The sequence below is a fragment of the Pseudomonas sp. BNK-7 genome (assembly GCF_048072025.1).
Lineage (GTDB): Bacteria > Pseudomonadota > Gammaproteobacteria > Pseudomonadales > Pseudomonadaceae > Aquipseudomonas > Aquipseudomonas danubii.
This window is the reverse complement of sequence record NZ_CP182252.1, coordinates 4003705-4028460: the sequence shown is the minus strand read 5'-3', so window position 1 is coordinate 4028460 and position 24756 is coordinate 4003705. Positions and strand designations below refer to the sequence as shown.

The window sequence follows — 24756 nt, the reverse complement described above, 5'->3', positions numbered from 1 at the left end:
GCGGCGCGTCCGCAGCCCTTGCCCGTTGGCCCGCCACCGGCGCCCCACGGCCTTGATAGAAGAGCTGCCCATGTCGTTATCCCCGTCCAGCACACCGGCCCTGCACCTGCTGTCCATCGAGGCATTGCTGCACGGCTTTGCCGCCCGGCAGTTCACCCCGGTGGATCTGCTGCACGCGGTGCTGGCCCGGATCGAACGCCATGAGCCGCAACTCAACGCCCTTTGCGAGCGCCAGGACGCGGCCGCTCTCGCCGCCGCCCAGGCGGCTACCGCGCGCTGGGCCGCCGGGCAACCGCTGGGCCGGCTGGACGGCATCCCGATCCTGGTCAAGGACAACAGCGACATCCAGGGCTGGCACACCCGCAGCGGCTCCAGGGCGCTGGCCGACCGCCCGCCCATGCCCCGTGACACCAGCCTGGTGGCGCGGCTGCGCGAAGCAGGAGCCATCTTCATTGGCAAGACTACCCTGCCGGAACTGGGCAGCACGCCGCTGACCGATAGCCCGCTGACCGGCATCACCCGCAACCCCTGGAACCTGGCCCTGCATGCCGGTGGCAGCAGTGGCGGCAGCACCGCTGGCGTGGCCGCCGGTTACGCCCCGGCGGCCACCGGCAATGATGCCGCCGGATCGATCCGCACCCCGTCGAGCTTTTGCGGGGTGATCGGTTTCAAGCCCAGCCATGGCCTGGTGTCCGCCTGCCCGAGCATCGACCCGGGGGGCATGGCCGCCGAAGGACCGATTGCCCGGCATGTACGGGATATCGCCCTGCTGATGGAGCTGATGAGCGCCCATGAGCCTGATGAACCTTTCGCCTGGCCCCATGCTCCCGGCCAGTTCCTGTCCGGCATCGAGGACGGCATCAGCGGCCTGCGCATCGCCTTCAGCGCCGACCTGGGCCATGCCGCCCATGTCGATCCGCAGATTGCCGCCCGTTGCCTGGCCGCTGCCCAGTTGCTGCAGCAGGCCGGGGCAACGGTGGTCCAGGCCTCGCCGGACATCGGCCAGCCGGCCGCGAATTACCTGCGGGCCTGGCCGGTGGAAGTGGCCAGCGCCATGGCCGAGGAAATCCCGCTGGAGCGCCAGCACCTGGTCGGCGACTTCCTCCAGCAGGCCCAGGTCCGCGCACGCCAGCTCAATGCCCTGGATTACGCCTGCGCGGTGCAGGAGCGGCATCGGGTCGCGCAACAACTGCATGACTTTCTCGGCGACTACGACCTGCTGCTGACCCCCACTGCGGTGGTCGAGCCCTTCGCCGTGGAGCGCCAGATGCCGCCCGACTGGCCGGAGCAGATCAGCGCCATGTGGCAGCCCACCACCTTCCCGTTCAATTTCAGCCGCCAACCGGCGCTGAGCATGCCCTGCGGCCTGAGCGCCGCCGGCCTGCCCATAGGCCTGCAGATCGTCGCCCGCTTCGGCCGTGACGAATGGGTCCTGCGGGCCGCCCGGGCCCTGGAAAAACTGCTGCCTGCCGGGGTGTTCGCTCACCCCGCCGGCCTGCTGGACGCCCCCGGGCGTGAACTGCACTGAACAACCCGCTGACGCAGCAACAACGCGCCGCTTTACGGACAAGGAGGTGGACCATGGAGTCTTCTAGCAGTTGGTATCAAGACACTCAATTCGACCACGACATCTACGTGATGATCATTCGTGAGCCGAGTTCACCGAGTCTCTATGCACATCAATCCGGTGCCAGCTTCAGCTACGTCGGGCGGCTCACCGGCCATGGCCAGCACCCGTGCTTTTCCGTGCACTTTGCCTGCCCGCCCTACGGCAACGACTACGCCAGCACCGAAGCCGCCCTGCAAGCCGGCCTGGCCCATGGTCGCGCCCTGATCGAACACTGGCGCACCCGGGGCAGCAAGCCACCGGCGCGCAACGCCGAAGTCGCCCTTTCCAGCTACAGCAACTGAACGCCCCGGCGCCGCTGGCCCTGGGTTAGCGGCTCAAGGCCGGTCCAGGCTATCGAGGTACTCGATGGCCTGGCGGTACTTCTCCAGGCGCCGCCGGTCATCGTCACTGGGCTCAGGGATGCGTGACAGGTCACTGTTCTCCGCCAGGTCCGCCCGCTTTACCCGTCGCGCCAAAGGATTCTGTGCCGCGCGGCGGATAAACCCCGGATAGTCCTCGCCCTCGACCTTGGTCAGCGCCGCCAGGGCCTGCAGCACCTCTTCACTGAAACCTTCGCCGCGCAGTTGTTCCAGGGTCACCGGGCTGTCTTCGATGACGTCATGGAGCACCGCGACCAGCTGTTCCCGGGGCTCGGACAGCCGCAGCATGACCCGCAGGGGATGGAGGATATAGGGCGCCCCGCCCTTGTCGACTTGCCCGGCATGGGCCCGGGCGGCAATGGCGATGGCGCGTTCCAGGGTACTCATGGGCGGTGGCTCCGGATCTTGGCAACAATGCCGGGGCCATACTAACCCGACCGGTTCAGGCCAGGGCCAGCAGACGCCGGGCCTGTTGCAGCACTGGCGCGTCGACCATCTGCCCGTCCACCTGATAGGCAGCGGATGGGGCCATGACCGGTGATCGCCAGTCGCGGCGCGACAGCAGCGGACATTGATGCCGATCAAGCGCCCGGATCGCGGGCGGAGTAAAGCTTGTGGCAATCACCTGCCCTTTGCTTCCCCGGAGACTTGATCATGTCCAGCAGCGCCCTCGATGTCCTCGCCCAACCGCCCTTTCCGGCCCAGCAAGGCCAATACTGGATCGACGCCCTGAGCGACGGCAGCCATGTGCTGATCCGCCCGCTGCGCCCTGAAGACCGGGGCCGGGAAAAGGCCTTTATCGAAAACCTCTCCCCCGTCACCCGGCACCAGCGCTTTCTCGGTGAGGTCAAGGAAGTCGGCGATCAGTTGCTGGATCAACTGATGGACGTCGGCACCCCGCAACGGGTGGCCTACGTGGCCCTGGTCCACGACAACGGCGAGCTGCGGGAAGTCGGCATCAGCCGCTATGCCCAGGTCGACGACCAACCCTGGCGCTGCGAGTTTGCCGTGACCATCGCCGATCAATGGCAAGGCAAGGGCCTCGGTGCCCTGCTGATGCAGCATCTGATCGACGAAGCCCGTAGCAATGGCTTCCAGCAGCTGTATTCGGTGGACAGCGCCGCCAACTACAGCATGCGCCGCCTGGCGAAGACCCTCGGTATGCGCAGCGCCATCGACCCCGACGATGCCACCCAGGTGATCCACAGCCTGGAGCTGTAACCCGCCCAAGCCGCGCCTCGGTCCGAGGCGCGGCCGCCTTCGCTTAACACTCTTTGACAGTTTCCAGACAAAGCTGCCAAAGACTCCTCAGGCGCCCTTCCCTAGCATCCGCTCATCGAATTTCCGGTCGGGTGCTGCATGTCCCCCAAACTTCTCGGCCTGCCACTGCTGGGCATCCTGCTGAGCAGCCTCGGCTGCAATGGCCAACCACCTGCGCCGCCGGTCATAGCGCCCGGCGACTACGCCAGCATCATCAGCTACTTGAAGCAGTACATCCCCCGGGAGATGGCCGAGCACCAGGTCCCGGGGCTGTCCATCGCCCTGGTGGACGGCCAGGAGCTGATCTGGGCCCGGGGCTTCGGGTTTGCCGACCAGGCACGGGGCCTGCAGGTGACCGAGAACACCGCGTTTCGTGCCGGCGCCCTGTCGCAGTTGCTGACCGCTACGGCGGTCATGCAACTGGTGGAACAGGGACGCCTGCAGTTGGATGCGCCCCTGCAGGACAGCCTCAAGGAATTCTACGTCCGCTCGCGCTTTCACCAGGACCAGAACGCCGCCGACCAGGCCGTGACCGTGCGCCGTCTGCTCAGCCATCAGGCCGGGATGCCCGCCGAGTACCTGCGCGATTCACGTACGCCCCAGGCCCTCAACGAGCTGCCGAGAAAGGTCAGCGGGGTCTGGCTGAACAATGCCCCGGGCACCCGGACCGCCCCCTCCAACCTGGGCTACGCCCTGCTGGGCGCGGCGGTGGAACGCAGCAGCGGCCTGGATTTCGAGATGCAATTGCAAAAAAGCCTGCTGCGCCCGCTGGGCATGAGCCAGTCGAGTTTCATAGGCGGCAGCGGCGCACAACCCTACCGCACCCAAGGCTATACCGACGGCTCCCGCAGCAATGATGTCCTGGTGCGCGACCTGTCCGCCGCTGGCTTGTGGAGCAATCCACGGGACCTGAGCCACTTCGTGCGCATGCTCTTCGCCCAGGGCAGCTACAAGCACCAGGCGTTGCTCTCGCCGGCCTCGATCAAGGAGATGGTGCGTCCGCAGAACAGCGGCAACCCGCTGGATTTCGATTGTCAGGTGGGCCTGGGCTGGTTCCTCTCGCCCTGTGGCGATGAGTGGGTCAACCCGGGGGTTGGCACTTGGCAGCGCAGTGGCTCCGGCGATGATTTCCACGCCCGGATCAGCGTGCTCCCGGAGCAGCAACTGGCGGTGATCGTGATGAGCAATTCCGGCTCCGGCGCAGCCCTGGCCCAGCCGTTGGTGCCGCAGATTCTGCGCATGCTGCAGCAGGCCCATGGCGCCCCCGGAGGGATGCAAGCCGGCCCTGTTCAGCAGGGCTGCGTTCAGCACGATTCCGGCCAGGATGGCTTCGTCAAGAATGGCTCCGTCAAGAATGGCTCCGTCCCGAATGGCTCCGTACTGGATAGCTCCGTAGTGGATAGCTCCGTAGTGGATAGCCCTCTACTGAGTAGCTCCGTCCAGAGTCGCACTGACCAGAAGGGCTCAGACCAGAACGGCTCCGACCAGCCCCCCCGCGGCGCCGGGTGCCGGAAGCCGCCGACCGCCAGCATCTGGCGGGGTTCTATGCCACGACCTGGGGCGTGCTGCGCATCAAGGACCAGAACCAGCGGCTGTTTGGCGAACTGGCCGGCACGCGCTTCGAGCTGCTGCGCGACGAACACGGCTGGCTGCGGGCGCAGAAGAAAATCCTCGGCCTGTGGCAGCAGGACCTGGGCGACCTGGGGCGGGTGCAACTGGACGTCATGAACGTTCAGGGCAACCGGGTGTTTACCGCCAAGCGCCACGGCCAGCTACTGGCCATGGGGGAACGGATCGACCCGGTGCCCCTGCCCGACAACTGGCTGGCCATGGTCGGCACCTATCACGCCCTCAACGATGACGAAGCCAACGCCCCCGTGAACGGCGTCAGCATCGCCCTGGAAGACGGCTTCCTGATGATCCGCAGCCTGCAACAGGGTCGCACCCTCACCGATTACATCCTGGCTCCGGTGGACAACGCCCATGCGGTGATTGCCGGCCATGGCCCCGGGCTGGGCGACACCGTGCGCCGCCAGGTCAACGGGGTCAACGTCCTCGGCTACTCCTTCAAACGTATCTACACCCCCCACTACCTGAGGTTCTAAAACACTATGAAAAGCCTGAAACGCTGCACCACCGTCGCCCTTTGGGCGGGCCCCCTCGGCCTGGCCACAGGGTCTGCAGCGCTGCATGCCGAGGACTGGAAATATGGCGTGCGCGGCGGTGTGGCCAGCGTGCCGCGCTACAGCGGCAGTGACGAGCGCACCGTGGCGCCGATTTTCGGCGGCGAAATCATCAGCCCCTATGGCCTCTTCCTCAACACCGACCAGGGACTGGGCTGGGGCCATGAATGGGGCGACCTGTCGTTCAGCACCTGGGTCGGCCCCAGCGAAGAACGGCGCGACAAGAACCACCTGGGCCAAGGCTCCAAGCGGCTCAAGGGCATGGGCCAGATCAAGTCACGTGCACAGTTCGGCGCACACCTGGGTTACGACCTGGGCCCGTTCGAACTGGGAGCCACGGTGACCCACGCAGTGAAGAAGAATGACAACAAGGACACCGGTTCGGCTTACAGCCAGCTGCAGCTGAGCATTGGCACCAACCTGTACGAGGGACGTTTGGGCAGCCTCGATGCCAGCCTCAACAGCCTGTTCGGCAATGCCGACTATATGCAGACCTGGTACGGCGTGAGCGGCACCCAGGCCGCCAACAGCCGCTTCAGCGCCTACCGCGCCAAGGGCGGGCTGGTGAGCAATGGCCTGGACCTGGAATGGAGCCTGCCCCTCAACGAGCAGACCAAGCTTTCGACCCTGCTGTCCCTGCAGTACCTGGGCAAGGAAGCCGGCGACAGTCCGATCGTCGATCGGCGCATGCAGACGGTGCTGGGCACCCAGCTTGAGTACAGCTTTTAAGCGGTAGGCTTCGAGCGGCAAGCGGCAAGCAGCGAACTGGCGGCTTGAAGCTTGCCGCTGCCGCTAATCGACATGGGCCCAGGTCAGGCGAAACGAGGCCCCGCCCCACTCCGAATCCACCACCTCGACCTTGCCGCCATGCCACTGGGAAACCCGTCGCACCAGGGCCAGGCCCAGGCCGAAGCCACCGGTACGCCGGTCGCGGCTGGCGTCGAGCCGGGAAAAGGGTTCAAAGATTTTCTCCCGTCCGTCCACCGGCACGCCGGGCCCGTCATCATTGACCCGCACTTCGTAGCCCTGCTCCAGGCGGACCAGGGACACTTCCACCCGCCGGTCGGCGTAGCGAATGGCGTTGCGCAACAGATTGATCACCGCCCGGGCCATGAAGCGTGGCTCGATCCGCACGTACTCGACCTGGCAGGAGCGGATCAGCAACTGCACCCCCGCCGCTTCCGCCTCCAGGGCGACACTGCCGACCACGCTGTCGAGCCAGCTCTGGGCCTGGATATTCTCGCGACTGATGGTGGCCGCGCCGTGCTCCAGGCTGGCGTAGGACAACAGCTCGGAGACCATGTCCTCCAGTTCGCCAAGGTCGGCGTACATGTCGGCGATCAGTTCGCGGTTTTCCTCCGGGTCCGGTTGCTGCTGCAACTGGTCCAGCTCGAAAGACAGCCGCGCGATGGGCGTGCGCAACTCGTGGGACACCGCGTTGGTCAGCTCGCGCTGGTTGGCGATCAGGCCCTCGATGCGCGCCGCCATGCGGTTGAAGTGCTGGGCCAGGTCGCGAATGTTGGAACGCTGGGACAGTTGCAGGCGGGTGCTGAGGTCATTGCCGCCAAAACGCTCGGCGGCCAGGCGCAGGCGCTCCAGGTCGCGCCAGTGCGGGCGCACCCAGAAGTACAGGACGATGGCCAGCAGCGTGCCGAGCAAGGCATAGGCGGCGATGTTGTACAGCAGGGTCAGGGGTGGGTCTTCCGGCAGCTTGATGCTCAGTAACTGGGGACCGTCGTCGATGCTGGAAATGAATTCGTTGAAATCATCCCGGACCACCAGTTGCTTGGCACTCAGCAGCGCCCGCTCCTTCTGGTTGAGGTCCAGCTCGCCGGCCTGCACCAGCTTGAGCCCCAGCCCGTAATGGGGTTTGAGCAACTCCAGTTGATGCTGACGCCCGGCCTCGTCAAAGGGCCGCAGCTGCTCGCTGAGGCTATAGGCCGGCCCGCGCACCGCATCGCGGTTGTAGGCCTCGATCAGGTCCACCGCCAGGTAGTTGAGGAAGATGTGTTGCACCGCGGTCATGGCTCCGGCAAAGCCTAAGGCCAGGAACAGGTAGAGCCCCAGAAACAGCCGCAGCATTCAAATCTCCCAGGCGAATGGATTGAACAGGTAGCCCTTGCCCCACACGGTCTTGATGCACACCGGCTCGCGCGGGTTGTCCTTGAGCTTGCCGCGTAATTTGCTGATGTAGACGTCGACGCTGCGGTTCAGACCGTCGAACTCGATGCCGCGCATGCGGTTCAGGATGTCATCCCGGGACAGGGTCTTGCCTGCCGCATTGGCCAGCAGCCAGAGCAGCTCGAACTCCATGGTGGTCAGTTCGATCGGCTCGCCGGACAGACGCACCTCGCGGCTGCTGCGGTCGATGCTCAGCACGCCGAACTCCAGGGCCCCGCGCAAGGCGCTCGACTCCGGCACCTGGCGCCGCTGCAGGGCCCGCAGCCGCGCCAGCAGCACCGCCGGCTTGATGGGTTTGATCACATAGTCGTCGGCGCCGGACTCCAGGCCGAGAATGTGGTCCAGGTCGTCTTCCTTGGCGGTGAGGATGACAATCGGGGTATCGGCCACGGCGCGGATTTCCCGGCACACGTGCAGGCCACTCTGGCCCGGCAACATCAGGTCGAGCACCACCAGCTTCGGTTTGAATTCGAGAAACGCCGCCAAGGCCACATCGCCCCGGTGCACCGTCAGCACTTCAAAGCCATGCTGGGACAGGAAGCTGGCAATCAGCCCGGCGAGCTTCTCGTCATCTTCCACCAGCAGGACTTTGCCAAGACCCAGGTTTTCCATACCTTCCCGTTCGCAAGCACACAATTTTGAGTGCGCGCATTATAGAAGGACCGAGGTTAAAAAAAGGCTAAGGTCGTGGCAAAACCAGCGACTTATCGCGGTTTTGCGCAAAGTTTCATTCTTTTAAGAGTTTTTAACAATTTGCCCCTGTTTTTACACAAGGGCAGCGACACAAGGGTTGTGCCTTACCAGGCCGGTACGCCGCTGTGGAAGCGGAACTCCGGGTCCGGGGACTCGATCAGCTCCTGCTCGGCGGCCCGCACCTTGTCGATCACCTGGGCGATGTCCTTGGCGTCGCCATATTGGTAGGCCAGCTTCAGGTAGCCCTGATAGTGCCGGGCCTCGCTTTTGAGCAGGCCGAAATAGAACTTGCCCAACTCCTCGTCCAGGTGTGGCACCAGGGCTTCGAAGCGCTCGCAACTGCGGGCTTCGATAAAAGCGCCGACCACCAGGGTGTCCACCAGCTTCACCGGCTCATGGCTGCGCACCACCTTGCGCAGGCCCGAGGCGTAGCGCCCGGCATGCAGTTGGCGCAGCTCGACCTTGCGTCGTTTCATCAGGCGCATGACCTGTTCGTGGTGCACCAGTTCTTCCCGGGCCAGACGCGACATCATGTTGATCAGGTCGACATGGGAATGGTACTTGGCGATCAGGCTCAGGGCGGTGCTGGCGGCCTTGAACTCGCTAATATCTGCATTACCACTACGAACTTCGTTGCCTCGCCAATTGGTTACAGCTCAATATATTTCCGACCAATGTTTAGAAACCGAAAAACGCATGATATAAATCACTCATCTCAACGCAACTGCCCAGTCGTTATGCATTCATCGCACTAACGATTTCAACACGCCCACAATCAAAAAATATCGAAGGTCTAAAAATGCCCTACGCGGTTGGCTATGCCCGTTTTTCGAGCACAAAACAAGGTAAAGGTAGTAGTTTACAAAGGCAACAGGAGCTTATAGCTGAATGGATTAATAATAATCCGGACTACAAGCTATACCCAAAAAAATTCGAGGACCTTGGTCGATCTGCGTCAAAAGGCGACCATTTAAAGCATGGGTTCGGAAAATTACTTGAAGCCATACAACAAGGTGAGATTAAAGATGGCGATGTTATTTTAGTCGAAGCCATCGACCGAATTGGTCGACTGCCGGAAACACAAATGATTTCATTGATTCACGAAATCATTTCAGCAAAAGTTAAAATCATCACATTGCAAGATGGCTGCACGTACGGTCCAGTAATCACATCGGAACAAATATGGTCTCTTTTAGGCAAAGTTCAGCAAGCCTACGCGTACACTGCATCACTTTCAGCCCGTATTAAGAAAAGCTATATAAACCGGGAGGAGCTCGCCAAACAGGGAGGTATCCCGAAACGTAGAACCCCAATTTGGCTAAATTCAAATGGAACACTGAAAGACGAAATTGCTACTGCAATGAAAGGTGCTTTCGAGGACGCTTTATCCGGTATAGGAGAACGTAGAATTCTGAGGCGCTTAATTCGCGCCAATTCGGCATTTGACACTATCAACCCTAGTACAATTAGAAGATGGCTGACAAACAGGATTGCAATCGGCTACTGGAAAGAATACAAAATCTACCCACCAATTGTTTCCGAAGAGCTGTTTTATCAGGTCCAAAAACGCTTCGACGATGAATATAAACCTGCTACAGCAGCGCGCACGCATTTTTTATCAGGATTAATCAAGTGTGGAGAATGCGGTTCAAATATGCAGGTAAAAATCAACAAGCACAGCCCGTTTTCTATGCGCTGCTCGACTCGATGCGTGTATGGTGATTTACGCTGCCAAAACAGCAAGTCTTTTCCCGTCCCTGTTCTTTTGCAGATTTGCAACGACACTGCAACTCTGGCGGTAGAAGCGGCGATGCAAAATTTAGAACTATCCGTCTCTAAGAAAAGAAACATCGTCATCGAAGGTCAACTACAAGATATCGGCAAAAAAATCAACAACATCGCTCTATCGCTAGAAAAATACGGACCACTTCCCGAGTTAGATGCAAAAATTACAATCCTGATTGAAGAACGAAAAAAATTAGAACGCGAAAGACTTTTCATTGCCGACGAAAACACCGTAAACGACTCAAAATACGATGAGGCTTGGGATTACCAGTACGAACTGATTGCAGACGATCCGATGCGTTTGAATGCACTGCTTCAGACCGCTGGCTATCATATAAACTGCTATACAGATGGTCGCGCTCAATCAAACACCAGTGGAAATGAGTTTAGCAAATGCGTATATGACGGATACTGTAGAAAAAAACAAGCATACAAGGTATCGACAACTGAAAAAACTCATTTCATTGCAAATAGAGAAGGTTCGCTTACAAAAGAACGCCTGCAACACTTCAAAAACATGCTAGCTATTCAGCATTCAGATAATAAAACAACATTGAAACCCGTTGCCACCTCCCCTATTGAACAAGAGATATATGATTTTTATAAAAATATATAAATTGTGAAAATCACGAGCTGATCCTCGATTCCAAGCAGTGACTTACAAACACCAAATATCGCTAAACCCCATAGTAGGCAAGGGTTCGCCCGCATTTTGGGGCTGGATATTTAATTCTCTATTAAACCCTTCAGAAAGGATGGCTATGCCAAAGGCATTAAGATAGAAAATATGACGACTAGATTGAAGCAACGATACATCCAACACCGTTACATGGATGCTTCCATAAAATGCAATGCTGAATACCCCACACTAGAAAACATCCTACAGGCATTATACATCTTGGTATATGGAGTGGCGCACACCCTAAAACACCCAAGAGGTTACCATGTTAGAACTAGATTCTCAGATAAAATGACGAGTTCCGAATACAGCGCACACATCAATAACTACTACAAAAAGAAATCAGATTACACTCCATTAAGAGTGACTGTTGTCGAAAATGATGACACAGGTGTACACCACCATCATGCGTTCATACTGAATGACAAGAAAGATAAAAAATCTAGCCTTCAACACATTCACGCAAAGCTCAAAAAAGAAGGCAAGCTTGTTGATTACTCAGTTATCGCGCCCGATCACGACCCATACGGCCATGATTTGAAATGCGCAGAGGACCTGGACAGTTACTTCAAATGGATGACGTACTTAGCCAAATCGGCATCAAAACCAAGCAGGCACCAACTTTGGAGCGGAAGCCGCCAAATTACAACGTCGTTGAAAGAGTGGCGTAAACAAGGAAAACCAAACTTACGTACCCTCCAACAAAGAAACCTCACAGGCAACCCACAAGGCGATTTGAGCGCTTTTATTTCTTGACAGCTGGAGGCGCACCACCTACATCCGCGAACAGCCTCACGCGAGCCTAGAGAGCGCTTTAAATCAACTTGAACTAACCGACTGACGTATAGACAATTAGAAACAGCTTCACACAGTCATATAAGTTTCTATTTTCCACTGACTCGAACAGCGCAGCAAAAATATCTACTACGTTTTCATAGACAGAATGGACCCAGTGCCATTCGAGCGACCATCATCACAAAGCTAAGTCGTCAGGTGTGAGTGTCATGCTGAATGAACGGTGTGCGTTAACGTCGCTTGGCTTCATATCCTGAACTTCATTCAATTGACCAATATTCTTTATAGCCGCGACTACCGACCGGTCATATGGAGCGTCACCACTTGATTTGGTGATTTCAGTCGACGTGATGGTTCCATCGGCAGCCATGCCAATTTGAACTGTGGTAGCCATGTTGCGACGTGCGCTCGGAGGACGAGCCCAGCCTTCTGATGCCCTGGCCTTGATCAAATCATCAAATCCTACGGCGGCGTCCGCACCATAAATGACTTCCGGCCGGGCTTTACCCAATGCAATACTCGGCGGAAGCGCGATGCAGTTGACAAGGTATACCCCAATCCCAAATTCAGCCCTCATGCATTGAAAGAACATTTCACGACCTGCATCGATGTTGGCAGCGAACTCCCGATTAGACTGCAACTCTCCGGCCTTCAATTGTTTTCCAACCACTGACCAGGATGCGGCTTGAACGGGTGCCAAAGTGACGGTCACAGCCGTTTTCTTTCCAAAATCTAAAATGAAGTTTGCATTTCCGTTGTCCGCGACGATTTTATCGATACGACCGTGATAGAGCCCAGGTTTAGAATATTTAATTTCTGCACGCGGTTGATTTGCCCGCCAGTCGTTGAAGATTTGGATGGGGTCAACGGCCATTGAAAAATTCCAACCCGTTGTTTCAACCACATTCAACAAGCGTGTATTGAAGTAGCTCAATGCCCCATTATCATAATCAGCTTGGACCACGCATGAGGCCGACAGCAACGCAACAATCAACGGATATTTCATCTTTATTCCTGTTTCTATGATCTGGTTAGAAGTTGTCCATGGAAGGACCCATTTCGGACCATGCCCGACGTGGGTCGTACCCGACGGCTAATGAATGAGATGCGGGAGGCTATCTACTCACTTCGGCAATTGGTCTCAGAGACATTAAGGACGATAGGAACGCAGACGCTGCAAGGTCGAAGGAACGCCGGCCAAGAAGATGATTAACGCCATCAGCAGCATCACAGAGCCCACCAGTACACCAACGCCAAGCGCCTGCCTGATATTCCAGACATAACCAAGCTCCATGGCAAAAATGCCGGCCATGCTTCCCAAAGGCATGCTGAGTGACGCCATGAACATTGCGACGTAAAGCTTCATATCGTTTCCTTGATCAGATGCACCAACCCAGCGTTGGTCATTTGCATCACACAAAATATCTGAAAATCAGATATCTGAAAACCAGATATAGCTTGTAAGGCTGCTCATTTACTGGACAGCTACATGCCGAAGGCTATCTACAGACCGGAATACGACGTTTTTTTGACTTTGCTGAAAGCACGACGAATCGATGCCGGGCTGACACAGGTGCAGTGTTCAGTTGCTTTAGGACGGCCACAATCGTTTATGTCTGATGTCGAGCGAGGGGTTCGTCGCTTGGACATCATCCAAATTTACGACCTGTGCGCGGTGCTTGGATGTGACGTTATCGAATTGATCAAAGATTTCAAAAGCGGCATCCAAGCGTTGTAGCAGTCATGTTGGCAGCAGTAATGCCTGGAAGTCGCTTTCACCCAGAATGCGAATTTTTTGACCTTTTGAAATTAACTCTTCAGCTTTGATGTGCTTCGAGCTCTTGTTCTTTCCGGCCAATCGAGTGATGTCCTGATCACCAACCACCAATAAAGTGGTTTGTTTGGTCACACCAGAGCCAACCTCGCAGCCGCCCGCTGCTGCCATAGCAGACGCGTCTTGGCGTGGAATGGACAATGCACCGGTAAACACCACTACGTTACCTGCCAAGACACCGTCCTGATTGGTCGCGACTGGCTCTGTTGGATTCAATGCTGATAGTGGCTGGTCAACGAGCGAACACCATTCCGCAGCCGTCGACCCCGTATGAGCAATTGCGCGAAGCAGTATTTCTCCGGCTGCCCGCGCATCTTCCAAGGCATTGTGGTGCTCAAATGTGATCTCAAAGGTGGCCGCAAGATTTTTCAATCCATAACCCGACCGCGAGAATTCGCCCCATGCTCTGCGGGCCACCTTCGCTGTATCTAGCCAAGAACAATTGAAATGCGCTAAGCCCGCATTCTGACAAGCTCGCAGGGTTGCAGTGCGATCAAACGGCATGTGGCTAGCCACAATTTGACCCGTCACGAAAGGCAAAATTTGGCTGTAAACCTCGGGCCAAGATGGTGCTGACGAGATCATGGCTTCGTCAATTCCATGTACGGATACGTTCATAGGGTGAAAGTAGTCGTTGGGGTTGACTAGGGAGCTCCACGTATCGTGAAGTTTACCGTCTCGAAATACAGCGATTCCAACCTGACAGATGCTCGCAAGACTCGGGTTGGCTGTCTCTACGTCAATGACAGTGAAATCCATTTCTTTCTCCAAAAAGCAGTCGATTAAAAAGGCGTGAACCAGACGGGAACGTATCAACAGTGGAAGATGCGTGCAAACTGATCTTCCTGATATTCCGGTAGCCAAATTTTCATCAACCACCCAAGGATGACCAATATGCCAGACAACACAGAGGCCAACATCGCAACCGCTGATGTACTGACGTTACTGCTTTACAACCAGCACGCGATAGCCGCAGCAGTGGAAGAAGTTGCACTGTGGGCAAGCTCAACGGGTTCGCTTGAAACGCATAGCAACGTCATCGCGGCGCTGAATGCGCTCGATACAAACGCCTCGGCAATCACCGCCGGCATTCTCAAATTGAGGTCGTAGCTGCTATCAAAGAAGTCTACTTATCTGGTAGTCCGATTAACGCACGCCGCGCACTACCAGATATCTATTGCAGATAGACATATGATCAAATTATCATAGACCTATATGAACATACACTAAAGGATAACAAGCAATTGAAAACACATCTCTACCTACGAGCCAGCACAAAAGATCAAGACGCTCTACGTGCTAAAGCAAGCCTGGAATCATTCGCAAGCGAGAAAGGACTCATCGTTGCCGGTATCTATTCCGAACACATCAGCGGCACCAAACTTAACCGACCTGAACTGTTGCGTCTTCTAGCGACGGCACAAAAAGGAGAAGTGCTGTTGGTTGAGTCCGTAGATCGGTTAAGTCGCCTGTCTCAAACTGACTGGGAAACACTCAAGGCGACTATTAAAGAGAAAGGCTTACGCCTAGTCATCACTGACCTGCCCACGAGCCATATTATGATTGAAGACAAGGGCATCACTGGACAGATTATGGAAGTGATCAACGGTATGCTGATTGACTTGATGGCAACGATGGCCCGTCTGGATCAACAGAAGCGCGTCGAACGTATCAATGAAGGTTTGAGGAACAAACGACTTACCGACCCTGGATGGAAACCAAAGGGCAAGAGCAAAAACACCGAAAAATGGACGAAAGTACAGCTTTTAATTACAAAGCACCCGACGATGTCTGCTGAAGACATTGCAAAGCTCGCTGAAGTCGGTGTAGCTACGGTTTACCGGATCAAAAGTCATATTGCATAACCCCCCGAGCATACCGGGGAAGAACCGACGGTTCCATAAAATCACCGGTAGCTACTAGTAGGTACATGTACCGGATTGACTTATTCAACTAACGAAGAGAGGTGCAAGATGCCCCGCTGGTATAGTGTGTGCGGATAAACCGCCATCCCGATAAATGCGGACGATACCTCAACTCGATCTTTTGAAGAACCATCCTAGGCTCCTCGAGCAATTTTGCGGGGGCGCTCTGACAGAACTGTAACCACTGCCATCAAGCCAACGGGTACATCTTGCATCTAAAACACTAGCTTATTAATAACTTTTAAGCAACTCTTTTTTCTCTAACAGCGCCATCAACTCTGCACCATTCCAAGATACAAACCACGAAAACCTCCCAAGACTTATCTTAGCCTCATCAACCTCGAGTTTCGTAGGCTGACGCTGCCTAATTTGCTTCAACAATTTCTCCACTAAAGTGTCCTTCAAATTATCCGCAACAAAAGGACATGTAAGTACATCCATCAACAAATGGATTTTTTCAGAATTCTGCCTAATATCGACAAGCTCGGCTAATTTTTTCTTTATACTCTTCACCACCTTATCCTTAATCTGAGAATACATGGTCGAAGAACCAATATAATATAAAAGAGTTATAATCTCAAAATATGTCAAGTCACGACCATCTGAAACATCCACAACAGCCTTTAGCGTTTCTCGCGGCAAAGAAAAATCATCACCAAGCCCTTTCAATGACACCAAGAGATTTAACGCCTCAAGCAAGGCATAATCTTTGTTCGGTTTCATTTTGATAAAGTCGCTACTTTTAAAAAATTCATTCCCAAGAACATATATCAAACTTCTAATCGAGTTAGACTCCATCGAAATATGCGCATCAAAAAACGAACAAGCCAAATTTGATGCCATGCATATCTTAACCGAGCCCTTATGACTTGGGCTAACTGTATAAAAATGAAACATCAACTCAATTACAATATGAAAGAAGTCGGCATATTTCGTTTTACTTTCAGAGTCATCAAAAGTACGACCTATATTTTCATCCGTAACTCGAGTCAAAAGATTGCACAATGCAGATATCAAATAACCACAAGCAAGATCATATGCATCAGGATCGTTAATACACGAAGACTTTACATCATTTAAAAAACTTACCTTCAATCTATTTCGATTAAAAACTCTCTTAGGAATAAATCCACTAGCACCCTGCTCAACCTTTGGAGATACCAAGCTTTCACTCAGCTTTGCCAAGGATGCTTTAACCGCCCGCAAAGATTTAGTTTTCTGAGTAACAAACGGCCTAGTCGCCTTAATAGACTTTGCAGTATTCAGATTAAGCTTATACTCTTTAAAATTAGCAGCAACAACTTTAGCGATCTTAGAAGAATCAATATCATTAGTTGAGAATATGAAAATGTCATCGACATATCTTTTGACTACATATGAATCCCCATAAATCAGACCCATAGCCGCCAACTGTCTCTCAATCGACTGATCAACCTCCTGAAATATTACCTCGGCAAAAATTCTACTTGTTTCAGGACCAATTACTATCCCGGCAGTTTCGTTATAATTACAAGCCTGCATAATTCGATCAAATATACTACCGAACGAATTTTTTACGTTGGAATTATTCTTTGAATAAATTTTCGTCTTCAACGCCCACGTAATGGAATGGGTATATATACTATCAAAACATTTAGAAATATCGAGAGACCAGAATGACGAGAAGCGTTGCTCTAGCCTAACAAATTCCTGCGAATCAAAAAACTTGTATAGCCTGGTATATCCCCTATACGAAAAATAAGAAGAAAGAAATCTGTGCCTTGATTCATCACCAACACCAACAACATTCTCCGAACGGTATTTGTTGATATTTTGATTCGGGTTTCGCAAATAATACTTACTGGAAACTTTAACAGGCGCCCTAATACTGAATAAACTTTTCTTACACTCCAACAACACCTGCTGATCGAACTCCTGATAAAAATCAACAAGCCTTATTTGGGCAATAGGATGCAGCAACGACAATGTTCGAAAAGAGTCTTCATCCTTACGTATCTTGTACGTAAGCGGAACTGAATATTCCGAATGATCATAACCAGAAAATAGATATTCTATTATCTCGCCAATAGAACTCTTTCCATCCTTATATTTCCTTATATGCCAATAAAAACCAAGATTACTGAACAGAACAGGAACTTCATAAGGACAGGTTTCTGTTAAAAGAACGCGTGCAAAATCTTCTTTCTTTACTCTCCGCACATTCCCTTTCACTTTCGCCATCCTTTCTTAATCGCATTCAACATTCTATAGCTGAACGAGTGAAAGCGAGCATCGACAAATCCGGACACAAAGCTATACCCCGCCAACTGCCTTCGCTGCTGAAGTGTCAAACTGGAGATAACTCTCCGAGATAATGAGTGCGCATTAGAAAACAACAAGCCATGAAGCAGGCCATCCAACTTACTTAACGCACAATTATGAGTAAAGTTTTTGTGAACGTAATTATAATAGATTCCCGTTTTGATGTTTATCCCAGAAATAGGATCGGTAATGTAATAATTACCCGCCAAAGCCATAATGCGGTTCTTGAGTAAAAGATAGTCAGCCGGGGCTTTTGGACTAGCCATGTAAACACAAAAAGAATTGATCAATCTTGACTTAATTTTCTCGACCTTAGATGTAGACAAGTCAACCATCAATCGACGCCTCTTGAATCTACATTTCAAACCTGACTCATTACGATTGAATATTTTGAATTCATAACCCAAAAAATCGAAAGATTGGTATTCGTCACGACTTGGCTCATCCTTTGATCTAGGAACTGCCAAATGATTTCTTTTACCGCCACCATGAAACTCCAGACCTTGAAACAAGCATTCTGACAACTCTTTTTCAAAGTCAGCTCGCGCAATGGCGGCAGAAGTGATTATTAGAACATCATCTACAAACCGACCATAATAAAACACCTCTGGCATGTGCCTTATTTTTTCATCAAACTCATTCAAGGCCAACTCGGATAGCGCTGAGCTAATACCTAAACCACGGGGCAAACCTTCAATATCCCAGACGTGAAACTGCTCGAACAACTCATTAATCAAACGTAATGTTTGCCATGAGCATTTCGCCTCACCAATAAGCTTTTGCCACAATAATTTTCTATCTACATTCTCGTAAAAATTTTTTATGTCGAACCGATATACGTCATAAGCACCGCCTTCCTTTAGCAACGACACAGCATTAGCAATAACTGTTTGCCGATCAGATTGCTTTATCTTGTAGTTGGTCTTTATATTTTTTGCTACCAACCGTGATATCAGCTCAGCTTGGAAGTTGGTGAACACATACCCTTTCTTACCGGCTATTAGCAATGGGCGTAGAGAATTATGAAACGCAGTCTTATTGCTTATCTTTTCCAAGGACACGTTTACAGCCGCAGAACGCATCGTCACATCCAGCAATGTCTTATCCGCCAGTACGTCTTTGTAACCAACACAACGTAAAAGGTTCTTTTGAGTATAGGGAATTTCTATCATTCGCCGTCCTTGGATAAGGCCAAGTTGCGGAGCGTTTCGAACGCCCCGCTGTCAATATCAAAACAATATCACACCTACGCCAGACGACACCTAAGCGGCTCGCGAGACAGCGGACAGAATAGGTAAGGAGATAGATCAAGCCTTCGCTGTATAAGATGCTTTCGCGTAGGCTGCTCTTACCGAAGATTTGTAAACAACCAGCCGATCAAAATCTTATTTTTCATAAATTTCAATTAGATACACTCAGCCATTAAAAACCCCACGGCTGGATGACCGCAGGGTTCGACTGGCTGAAAGCAGAAATGGACGTCATAACCCGCTTGTTGCCTATACAGGGACTCCACTGTGGAATCTGAATTCGCTATCAGGGCTATCAATCAGCTCCGCCTCCACCACCCTCACCTTGTCGATTACCCGATCCACGTCCGTTGCATTGCCATACTGATAGGCCAGCTTTAGATAGCCTTGGAAGTGCCGCGCTTCGCTTTTCAATAGCCCGTAGTAGAACCGGCCCAACTCCTCATCCAAATGCGGCACAAGCGCTTCAAAACGCTCACAGCTACGCGCCTCGATAATAGCCCCCACCACCAACGTATCAACAAGCTTCACTGGTTCGTGACTTCTTACAACAGCACGAAGCCCAGAGGCATATCGACTGGCTGAAAGTGGACGCCATTCAACCTTACGTTTTTTCATCAACCGCAAAACCTGCTCGTGATGCACAAGCTCTTCACGGGCCAGCCGGGACATCATGATCACCAGATCAGAATATGCACCGTACTTGGCTATCATGCTCAGCGCTGTGCTAGCGGCCTTGAACTCACAGTTCTTGTGATCAATCAGCATCACGTCTTGCTGACGCAGGGCCGCTTCAACCCAGGCATCAGGGGTCCGGCACCCTAGGAATTCATGGACTTCAGGCAGCATGGATATTTCTCACATTTCGTAGTTGTATTGCCGCCTTTTTCTCACAGTTCTTGTGGTCGATCAGCAGGGTTTCCTGGTCGGCCAGGGCCGCCTGGACCCAGGCGTCGGGAGTCCGACAGCCGAGGAAGTCATGAATTTCCGGAAAGTTCATCGGCGCATTTCCGAGCAATCCGCCACAGCAAGGCGAGCAATGGCGGCACTATCAGTGATCGATAACATGAGGCTCACGAGACAAATAAGGCTTCACAGCGAAAGGCTGGCGATTATACCGGCCACGTCGCAGACCACCAGCGGCCGCGCTTGATATGCATCAACATGCGGCGCGGGCGCCAGCAACTATAGTTGTGCACGCCAGGGTCTGTTGCCGTTTGGTGACGAGCCGCGTTGCTGGGCCAAACGGGAACAGACCCTAACCGTTCATCCCTTTCCTGGAGATCCCGATCATGCAAAGTATCCGCAGCATCCTGGTGGTCATCGATCCCACGCCTGGCGAAAGTCTGGCCCTCAAGCGCGCCAAGCTGATTGCCGGGGTCACCCAGGCCCACCTGCATCTGCTGGTCTGCGACAAGAAACACGAACACTCGGCGCTGCTCAGCGTGCTCAAGAGCAGCCTGACCGGCGAAGGCTACAGCGTCACCACCGAGCAGGCCTGGAACGAGAGCCTGCATGAAACCATCATCGACGTGCAGCAGGCCGAGGGTTGCGGCCTGGTGATCAAGCAGCATTCCCATGACAATCCGCTGAAGAAAGTCCTGCTGACCCCGGCGGACTGGAAGCTGCTGCGCTACTGCCCAACCCCGGTGCTGCTGGTCAAGACCGCCACCCCCTGGGCCGGTGGCGTGGTCATGGCGGCCATCGATGTCGGCAACATGGACGGCGAACACCGCACCCTGCATGCCAGCATCGTTGACTATGGTTTCGACATCGCCAGCCTGGCCAGGGCTCAACTGCACGTGATCAGCGCCCATCCATCACCGATGCTTTCGGCATCCGACCCGGTGTTCCAGCTCAAGGAAACCATCGAGAAGCGATACCGCGAGGAATGCAGGGCGTTCCAGGCCGAGTTCGATATCGACGATGCGCACCTGCATATCGAGGAAGGTCCGGCGGACGTGCTGATTCCCCATATGGCCCACAAGCTGGGGGCCGTGCTGACCATCATCGGCACCGTGGCCCGTACCGGGCTGTCGGGGGCCTTGATCGGCAACACCGCCGAAGTGGTGCTCGACTCCCTGGACAGTGACGTGCTGGTGCTCAAACCGGCGGACATCATGGACCATCTGGAAGAACTCGCCGCCAAAGTCTGAGACCCTTCCCCGCAACGCCAGCGCCTAACCTGCGTCGCCCATGACGACGCTGTCGCTGGCAAGCCCACGCCTGCAGCACCCTTTGCGCAGGAAGTGGCTGGCCGACGAACCTCTCAGCCCAGGGCGTCCTTGAGAAACCCCGGGGCGATGTAGCGCTGGTAGTGGGCTTCCGACAGCAGGAAGAATTCCCGATCGATGGCGTCACGCAATTCCGGCAGGCCCCAGTCACGGAACTCCGGCAACAGCGCCATGCCGTAGGCGTCGAGCTGGTTGATCACCCGCGCGCCCCGGGCAATCAGCTGGTAGGCCCAGCAATACTCGGACTGGTGCGGCACGAAACGGATCTTGCGCTGCTCCAGTTGCCCGCGCAGACGCGCCGGGTCAAAGACTTCCAGCTTGGCCGTCATCACCTGCACCAGCAGTTGTTCAAGACGCAACCAGACCGCGCGTTTCTCCTCCTCGTTGTAACCGTTCCAGTTGATCACTTCGTGATGGAAACGCTTGCAGCCGCGGCACACCAGGTCGCCGTAGACGGTGGAGCAGAGGCCGACGCAAGGGGTCTTGATGGTCTGATTGGGCATAGAAAAACAACACACGCAAAGGCAAAACAGTCGGCAATGTTAGCCCTTTGTCTAAGATTGATCACCCCTCAAACTTCAATACAGCAACTTACGTTTAGATTTTTTTTGCCGTAGAATCAGCCAGCCTTTTTAGGCGCCAATGTCCGTTTGAAGCTGTTTTCAAAGCGTCACGAGCACAGTCGTTCCTTCAGAGCGGTGTTGGCGAGGGGTTTTTCCAGCGGGGAAAAATCCAGCGCCAACCCTCATCAGCTCCCCGTTCTGCAGGCGTAAAACTTTGAAAGCAGCTTCTGTAAGGAATTGTCGGTAATTCTGGCTAAGTGGCCCACAACGCCACGCAGCGCATGAGTACGGCAATTTCGGGATGAGCGTCCCGGACACCCATTTGGGACCACTGATGAGGGTAATAACTGTGCTTGAAGCCTACCGCAAACATATCGAAGAGCGCGCAGCACTGGGTATCGTTCCCCAGCCGCTTAACGCCGAACAAACTGCAGGCCTGGTCGAGCTGCTGAAGAATCCCCCGGCTGGCGAAGAAGCTTTCCTCGTTGACCTGATCACCAACCGCGTTCCACCAGGAGTCGACGAAGCCGCCTACGTCAAGGCCGGTTTCCTCTCCGCGCTGGCCAAAGGCGAAGCCTCCTCCCCTCTGATCGACAAGAAGCGCGCCGTAGAACTGCTGGGCACCATGCAGGGCGGCTACAACATCGTGACCCTGGTCGACCTGCTGGACGACGCCGAGCTGGCGCCGGTGGCTGCCGCTCAACTCAAGCACACCCTGTTGATGTTCGACGCTTTCCACGACGTCGCGGAAAAAGCCAAGAACGGCAACGCTCATGCCCAGGCCGTACTGCAATCCTGGGCCGACGGCGAGTGGTTCAAGAACCGCCCGGTACTGGCCGACAAGATCAGCCTGCGGGTGTTCAAGGTCACCGGCGAAACCAACACCGACGACCTCTCCCCTGCACCTGACGCCTGGTCCCGTCCGGACATCCCGCTGCACGCCCTGGCCATGCTGAAAATGGCCCGTGACGGCATCGTGCCTGACGTGCAAGGTTCCATCGGCCCGATGAAACAGATCGAGCAGATGCGCAACGACGGCTTCCCGATCGCCTACGTCGGCGACGTGGTCGGCACCGGCTCGTCCCGTAAGTCGGCCACCAACTCGGTGCTGTGGTTCTTCGGCGACGACGTTCCTTATGTGCCGAACAAGCGTGCCGGCGGCTTCTGCTTCGGCAGCAAGATCGCTCCAATCTTCTACAACACCATGGAAGACGCCGGCGCCCTGCCGATCGAATTCGACGTGTCGAAGATGAACATGGGCGACGTGATCGACCTGTACCCGCACGCAGGCAAAGTCACCAAGCACAACAGCGACGAAGTCCTGGCCACCTTCGAAATGAAGACCCCGGTGCTGCTCGACGAAGTCCGTGCTGGCGGCCGTATCCCGCTGATCATCGGCCGTGGCCTGACCGAGAAGGCTCGCGCCGAGCTGGGTCTGCCGCCATCCGACCTGTTCAAGAAGCCTGAAGCCCCGGCTGAAAGCACCAAGGGTTTCACCCTGGCGCAGAAAATGGTCGGCAAGGCTTGCGGCGTGACTGGCGTACGTCCAGGCACCTACTGCGAACCGAAGATGACCACCGTCGGCTCCCAGGACACCACCGGTCCAATGACCCGTGACGAACTCAAGGACCTGGCTTGCCTGGGCTTCTCCACCGACCTGGTGATGCAGTCGTTCTGCCACACCGCGGCCTATCCGAAGCCGATCGACGTCACCACTCACCACACCCTGCCCGACTTCATCATGACCCGTGGCGGCGTGTCCCTGCGTCCGGGCGACGGCATCATCCACAGCTGGCTGAACCGCATGCTGCTGCCGGACACCGTCGGCACCGGTGGTGACTCCCACACCCGTTTCCCGATCGGCATCTCGTTCCCGGCCGGTTCCGGCCTGGTGGCCTTCGCCGCCGCCACTGGCGTCATGCCACTGGACATGCCGGAGTCGATCCTGGTTCGCTTCAAGGGCAAGCTGCAGCCTGGCGTCACCCTGCGTGACCTGGTCCACGCCATCCCTTACTACGCGATCCAGAAAGGCCTGCTGACCGTCGAGAAGAAAGGCAAGAAGAACGCCTTCTCCGGCCGCATCCTGGAGATCGAAGGTCTGGAAACCCTGACCGTCGAGCAAGCCTTCGAACTGTCCGACGCCTCGGCCGAACGTTCGGCTGCCGGTTGCACCATCAAGCTGTCCAAAGAGTCGATCGCCGAGTACCTGAAGTCCAACATCACCCTGCTGCGCTGGATGATCGGCGAAGGCTACGGCGATGCCCGTACCCTGGAGCGTCGCGCTCAAGCGATGGAAGCCTGGCTGGCCAACCCTGAGCTGCTGGAAGCCGACAAGGACGCCGAGTACGCCGAAGTCATCGAGATCGACCTGGCCGACGTCAAGGAGCCTGTGCTCTGCGCGCCGAACGACCCGGACGACGCTCGCCTGCTGTCCAGCGTCGCTGGCCAGAAGATCGACGAAGTGTTCATCGGTTCCTGCATGACCAACATCGGTCACTTCCGCGCCGCCGGTAAGCTGCTGGATCAGGTCAAGGGCCAGCTGCCAACCCGTCTGTGGCTGTCGCCGCCGACCAAGATGGACGCTCACCAACTGACCGAAGAAGGCTACTACGGCATCTACGGCAAGGCTGGCGCGCGCATGGAAATGCCGGGCTGCTCGCTGTGCATGGGTAACCAGGCCCGCGTTGAGCCGAACTCGACCGTGGTGTCGACTTCGACCCGTAACTTCCCGAACCGTCTGGGCGATGGCGCCAACGTCTACCTGGCTTCGGCCGAGCTGGCGTCGGTGGCTTCGATCCTGGGTCGCCTGCCGACCGTCGAGGAGTACATGGAATACGCCGGCAAGATCGACAGCATGGCAGCGGACGTGTACCGCTACCTGAGCTTCGACCAGATCGCCGAGTTCCGTGAAGCGGCGGCCAACGCCAAGATCCCGGTGGTGCAAGCCTAAGGCTCTAGCGTTGTAAAAAAGAACGCCGCGTATTCCACGATACGCGGCGTTTTTTTATGCCTGTAACTTTTGCTGACTGCCCTGCCCGCTCGTTCGCCCTGAGCTGCGCTGCAACAGGCCAGGCGCGATACACC

22 protein-coding genes and 2 pseudogenes are annotated in these 24756 nt (G+C 55.2%); 12 read left to right on the top strand and 12 right to left on the bottom strand.

What is annotated here, in order from left to right:
* Window positions 1-70: 70 nt before the first annotated feature.
* Both ACMGF8_RS18780 and ACMGF8_RS18775 read left to right on the top strand, forming a co-directional pair.
* Window positions 71-1528 (top strand): amidase, encoded by a 1458-nt coding sequence (locus tag ACMGF8_RS18780; protein WP_207167687.1) that lies wholly within the window; start codon window positions 71-73, stop codon window positions 1526-1528.
* 53 nt (window positions 1529-1581) lie between these two features.
* Window positions 1582-1911, top strand: a complete 330-nt coding sequence (locus ACMGF8_RS18775; protein ID WP_102864492.1) for a hypothetical protein — start codon at window positions 1582-1584, stop codon at window positions 1909-1911.
* Between the two features lie 33 nt (window positions 1912-1944).
* Here ACMGF8_RS18775 and ACMGF8_RS18770 read toward each other — a convergent pair whose 3' ends face one another.
* On the bottom strand, window positions 1945-2376 hold the full coding sequence (locus ACMGF8_RS18770; RefSeq protein ID WP_102864491.1) for an HD domain-containing protein: 432 nt from the start codon (window positions 2374-2376) through the stop codon (window positions 1945-1947).
* A gap of 267 nt (window positions 2377-2643) precedes the next feature.
* Between ACMGF8_RS18770 and ACMGF8_RS18765 the strand changes: the two genes are divergently transcribed.
* The 3 genes from ACMGF8_RS18765 (at window position 2644) to ACMGF8_RS18755 (ending at window position 6161) form a co-directional block, all read left to right on the top strand.
* Entirely contained in the window at window positions 2644-3210 is a 567-nt protein-coding gene (locus ACMGF8_RS18765) for a GNAT family N-acetyltransferase (protein WP_115582292.1), read from the top strand.
* Window positions 3211-3348: 138 nt separating this feature from the next.
* Window positions 3349-4977: a serine hydrolase domain-containing protein gene (locus ACMGF8_RS18760; RefSeq protein ID WP_416756953.1), complete on the top strand. Its 1629-nt coding sequence runs from the start codon at window positions 3349-3351 to the stop codon at window positions 4975-4977.
* Between the two features lie 383 nt (window positions 4978-5360).
* Window positions 5361-6161, top strand: coding sequence for a MipA/OmpV family protein (locus ACMGF8_RS18755; protein WP_416756952.1), 801 nt, complete (start codon window positions 5361-5363; stop codon window positions 6159-6161).
* A gap of 63 nt (window positions 6162-6224) precedes the next feature.
* Here the strand turns inward: ACMGF8_RS18755 and ACMGF8_RS18750 are convergent, their stop codons facing one another.
* The 3 genes and pseudogenes from ACMGF8_RS18750 to ACMGF8_RS18740 form a co-directional block, all read right to left on the bottom strand.
* A complete protein-coding gene (locus ACMGF8_RS18750; protein ID WP_102864488.1) occupies window positions 6225-7514 on the bottom strand; it encodes an ATP-binding protein in 1290 nt (429 codons plus the stop codon).
* Window positions 7515-8225: a winged helix-turn-helix domain-containing protein gene (locus tag ACMGF8_RS18745; RefSeq protein WP_102864487.1), complete on the bottom strand. Its 711-nt coding sequence runs from the start codon at window positions 8223-8225 to the stop codon at window positions 7515-7517.
* 185 nt (window positions 8226-8410) lie between these two features.
* Window positions 8411-8908, bottom strand: a pseudogene (locus ACMGF8_RS18740) (tRNA-(ms[2]io[6]A)-hydroxylase); the annotation flags it as partial.
* Window positions 8909-9105: 197 nt separating this feature from the next.
* Between ACMGF8_RS18740 and ACMGF8_RS18735 the strand changes: the two are divergent.
* A complete protein-coding gene (locus ACMGF8_RS18735) occupies window positions 9106-10707 on the top strand; it encodes a recombinase family protein (protein ID WP_416756951.1) in 1602 nt (533 codons plus the stop codon).
* Between the two features lie 354 nt (window positions 10708-11061).
* Window positions 11062-11526, top strand: a complete 465-nt coding sequence (locus ACMGF8_RS18730; RefSeq protein ID WP_416756950.1) for a hypothetical protein — start codon at window positions 11062-11064, stop codon at window positions 11524-11526.
* Window positions 11527-11743: 217 nt separating this feature from the next.
* Here the strand turns inward: ACMGF8_RS18730 and ACMGF8_RS18725 are convergent.
* Window positions 11744-12034: pseudogene (locus ACMGF8_RS18725) on the bottom strand (energy transducer TonB); the annotation flags it as partial.
* A gap of 681 nt (window positions 12035-12715) precedes the next feature.
* On the bottom strand, window positions 12716-12931 hold the full coding sequence (locus ACMGF8_RS18720; RefSeq protein WP_416756949.1) for a hypothetical protein: 216 nt from the start codon (window positions 12929-12931) through the stop codon (window positions 12716-12718).
* 123 nt (window positions 12932-13054) lie between these two features.
* Here ACMGF8_RS18720 and ACMGF8_RS18715 point away from each other — a divergent pair, with 123 nt between their 5' ends.
* Window positions 13055-13303, top strand: a complete 249-nt coding sequence (locus ACMGF8_RS18715) for a helix-turn-helix domain-containing protein (protein ID WP_416756948.1) — start codon at window positions 13055-13057, stop codon at window positions 13301-13303.
* 3 nt (window positions 13304-13306) lie between these two features.
* Here ACMGF8_RS18715 and ACMGF8_RS18710 read toward each other — a convergent pair whose 3' ends face one another.
* The gene (locus ACMGF8_RS18710) at window positions 13307-14158 is read right to left on the bottom strand and encodes an exonuclease domain-containing protein (RefSeq protein WP_416756947.1); all 852 of its coding nucleotides are present in this window, start codon (window positions 14156-14158) and stop codon (window positions 13307-13309) included.
* A 135-nt stretch (window positions 14159-14293) separates the two neighbouring features.
* Here ACMGF8_RS18710 and ACMGF8_RS18705 point away from each other — a divergent pair, with 135 nt between their 5' ends.
* Window positions 14294-14509 carry a hypothetical protein gene (locus ACMGF8_RS18705; protein ID WP_416756946.1) on the top strand — a complete coding sequence of 72 codons (216 nt, stop codon included), beginning with the start codon at window positions 14294-14296 and terminating at the stop codon, window positions 14507-14509.
* A 134-nt stretch (window positions 14510-14643) separates the two neighbouring features.
* Window positions 14644-15264, top strand: a complete 621-nt coding sequence (locus ACMGF8_RS18700) for a recombinase family protein (RefSeq protein ID WP_416756945.1) — start codon at window positions 14644-14646, stop codon at window positions 15262-15264.
* Between the two features lie 291 nt (window positions 15265-15555).
* Here the strand turns inward: ACMGF8_RS18700 and drt3b are convergent, their stop codons facing one another.
* From drt3b to miaE, 4 genes are all read right to left on the bottom strand, one after another.
* On the bottom strand, window positions 15556-17535 hold the full coding sequence (drt3b, locus tag ACMGF8_RS18695; protein WP_416756944.1) for an antiviral reverse transcriptase Drt3b: 1980 nt from the start codon (window positions 17533-17535) through the stop codon (window positions 15556-15558).
* The gene (gene drt3a / locus ACMGF8_RS18690; protein ID WP_416756943.1) at window positions 17532-18797 is read right to left on the bottom strand and encodes an antiviral reverse transcriptase Drt3a; all 1266 of its coding nucleotides are present in this window, start codon (window positions 18795-18797) and stop codon (window positions 17532-17534) included. The genes drt3b and drt3a overlap by 4 nt, the downstream gene beginning before the upstream one ends.
* Window positions 18798-19124: 327 nt before the next feature.
* Window positions 19125-19724 carry a tRNA-(ms[2]io[6]A)-hydroxylase gene (locus ACMGF8_RS18685; RefSeq protein WP_416756942.1) on the bottom strand — a complete coding sequence of 200 codons (600 nt, stop codon included), beginning with the start codon at window positions 19722-19724 and terminating at the stop codon, window positions 19125-19127.
* Window positions 19714-19875: a tRNA isopentenyl-2-thiomethyl-A-37 hydroxylase MiaE gene (gene miaE, locus ACMGF8_RS18680; RefSeq protein WP_416756941.1), complete on the bottom strand. Its 162-nt coding sequence runs from the start codon at window positions 19873-19875 to the stop codon at window positions 19714-19716. Before miaE ends, ACMGF8_RS18685 begins: the two co-directional genes overlap by 11 nt.
* Before the next feature lie 292 nt (window positions 19876-20167).
* On the opposite strand from miaE, the gene ACMGF8_RS18675 reads away from it, so the two are divergent.
* Window positions 20168-21031, top strand: coding sequence for a universal stress protein (locus ACMGF8_RS18675; RefSeq protein WP_102864486.1), 864 nt, complete (start codon window positions 20168-20170; stop codon window positions 21029-21031).
* Window positions 21032-21144: 113 nt separating this feature from the next.
* Here ACMGF8_RS18675 and ACMGF8_RS18670 read toward each other — a convergent pair whose 3' ends face one another.
* A complete protein-coding gene (locus tag ACMGF8_RS18670; RefSeq protein WP_102864485.1) occupies window positions 21145-21612 on the bottom strand; it encodes a DUF1289 domain-containing protein in 468 nt (155 codons plus the stop codon).
* Between the two features lie 409 nt (window positions 21613-22021).
* On the opposite strand from ACMGF8_RS18670, the gene acnB reads away from it, so the two are divergent.
* On the top strand, window positions 22022-24622 hold the full coding sequence (gene acnB / locus ACMGF8_RS18665) for a bifunctional aconitate hydratase 2/2-methylisocitrate dehydratase (RefSeq protein WP_102864484.1): 2601 nt from the start codon (window positions 22022-22024) through the stop codon (window positions 24620-24622).
* The last annotated feature ends 134 nt before the right edge of the window (window positions 24623-24756 follow it).

Coding starts and splice junctions, on each gene's coding strand:
- ACMGF8_RS18735 (WP_416756951.1), top strand. CDS start 9,106: ATGCCCTACGCGGTTGGCTATGCCCGTTTTTCGAGCACAAAACAAGGT.
- ACMGF8_RS18745 (WP_102864487.1), bottom strand. CDS start 8,225: ATGGAAAACCTGGGTCTTGGCAAAGTCCTGCTGGTGGAAGATGACGAG.
- ACMGF8_RS18705 (WP_416756946.1), top strand. CDS start 14,294: ATGCCAGACAACACAGAGGCCAACATCGCAACCGCTGATGTACTGACG.
- ACMGF8_RS18775 (WP_102864492.1), top strand. CDS start 1,582: ATGGAGTCTTCTAGCAGTTGGTATCAAGACACTCAATTCGACCACGAC.
- ACMGF8_RS18715 (WP_416756948.1), top strand. CDS start 13,055: ATGCCGAAGGCTATCTACAGACCGGAATACGACGTTTTTTTGACTTTG.
- drt3a (WP_416756943.1), bottom strand. CDS start 18,797: ATGATAGAAATTCCCTATACTCAAAAGAACCTTTTACGTTGTGTTGGT.
- ACMGF8_RS18765 (WP_115582292.1), top strand. CDS start 2,644: ATGTCCAGCAGCGCCCTCGATGTCCTCGCCCAACCGCCCTTTCCGGCC.
- ACMGF8_RS18730 (WP_416756950.1), top strand. CDS start 11,062: ATGACGAGTTCCGAATACAGCGCACACATCAATAACTACTACAAAAAG.
- ACMGF8_RS18670 (WP_102864485.1), bottom strand. CDS start 21,612: ATGCCCAATCAGACCATCAAGACCCCTTGCGTCGGCCTCTGCTCCACC.
- ACMGF8_RS18685 (WP_416756942.1), bottom strand. CDS start 19,724: ATGCTGCCTGAAGTCCATGAATTCCTAGGGTGCCGGACCCCTGATGCC.
- miaE (WP_416756941.1), bottom strand. CDS start 19,875: ATGAACTTTCCGGAAATTCATGACTTCCTCGGCTGTCGGACTCCCGAC.
- ACMGF8_RS18760 (WP_416756953.1), top strand. CDS start 3,349: ATGTCCCCCAAACTTCTCGGCCTGCCACTGCTGGGCATCCTGCTGAGC.
- ACMGF8_RS18710 (WP_416756947.1), bottom strand. CDS start 14,158: ATGGATTTCACTGTCATTGACGTAGAGACAGCCAACCCGAGTCTTGCG.
- ACMGF8_RS18750 (WP_102864488.1), bottom strand. CDS start 7,514: ATGCTGCGGCTGTTTCTGGGGCTCTACCTGTTCCTGGCCTTAGGCTTT.
- ACMGF8_RS18755 (WP_416756952.1), top strand. CDS start 5,361: ATGAAAAGCCTGAAACGCTGCACCACCGTCGCCCTTTGGGCGGGCCCC.
- ACMGF8_RS18770 (WP_102864491.1), bottom strand. CDS start 2,376: ATGAGTACCCTGGAACGCGCCATCGCCATTGCCGCCCGGGCCCATGCC.
- ACMGF8_RS18780 (WP_207167687.1), top strand. CDS start 71: ATGTCGTTATCCCCGTCCAGCACACCGGCCCTGCACCTGCTGTCCATC.
- ACMGF8_RS18720 (WP_416756949.1), bottom strand. CDS start 12,931: ATGAAGCTTTACGTCGCAATGTTCATGGCGTCACTCAGCATGCCTTTG.
- ACMGF8_RS18675 (WP_102864486.1), top strand. CDS start 20,168: ATGCAAAGTATCCGCAGCATCCTGGTGGTCATCGATCCCACGCCTGGC.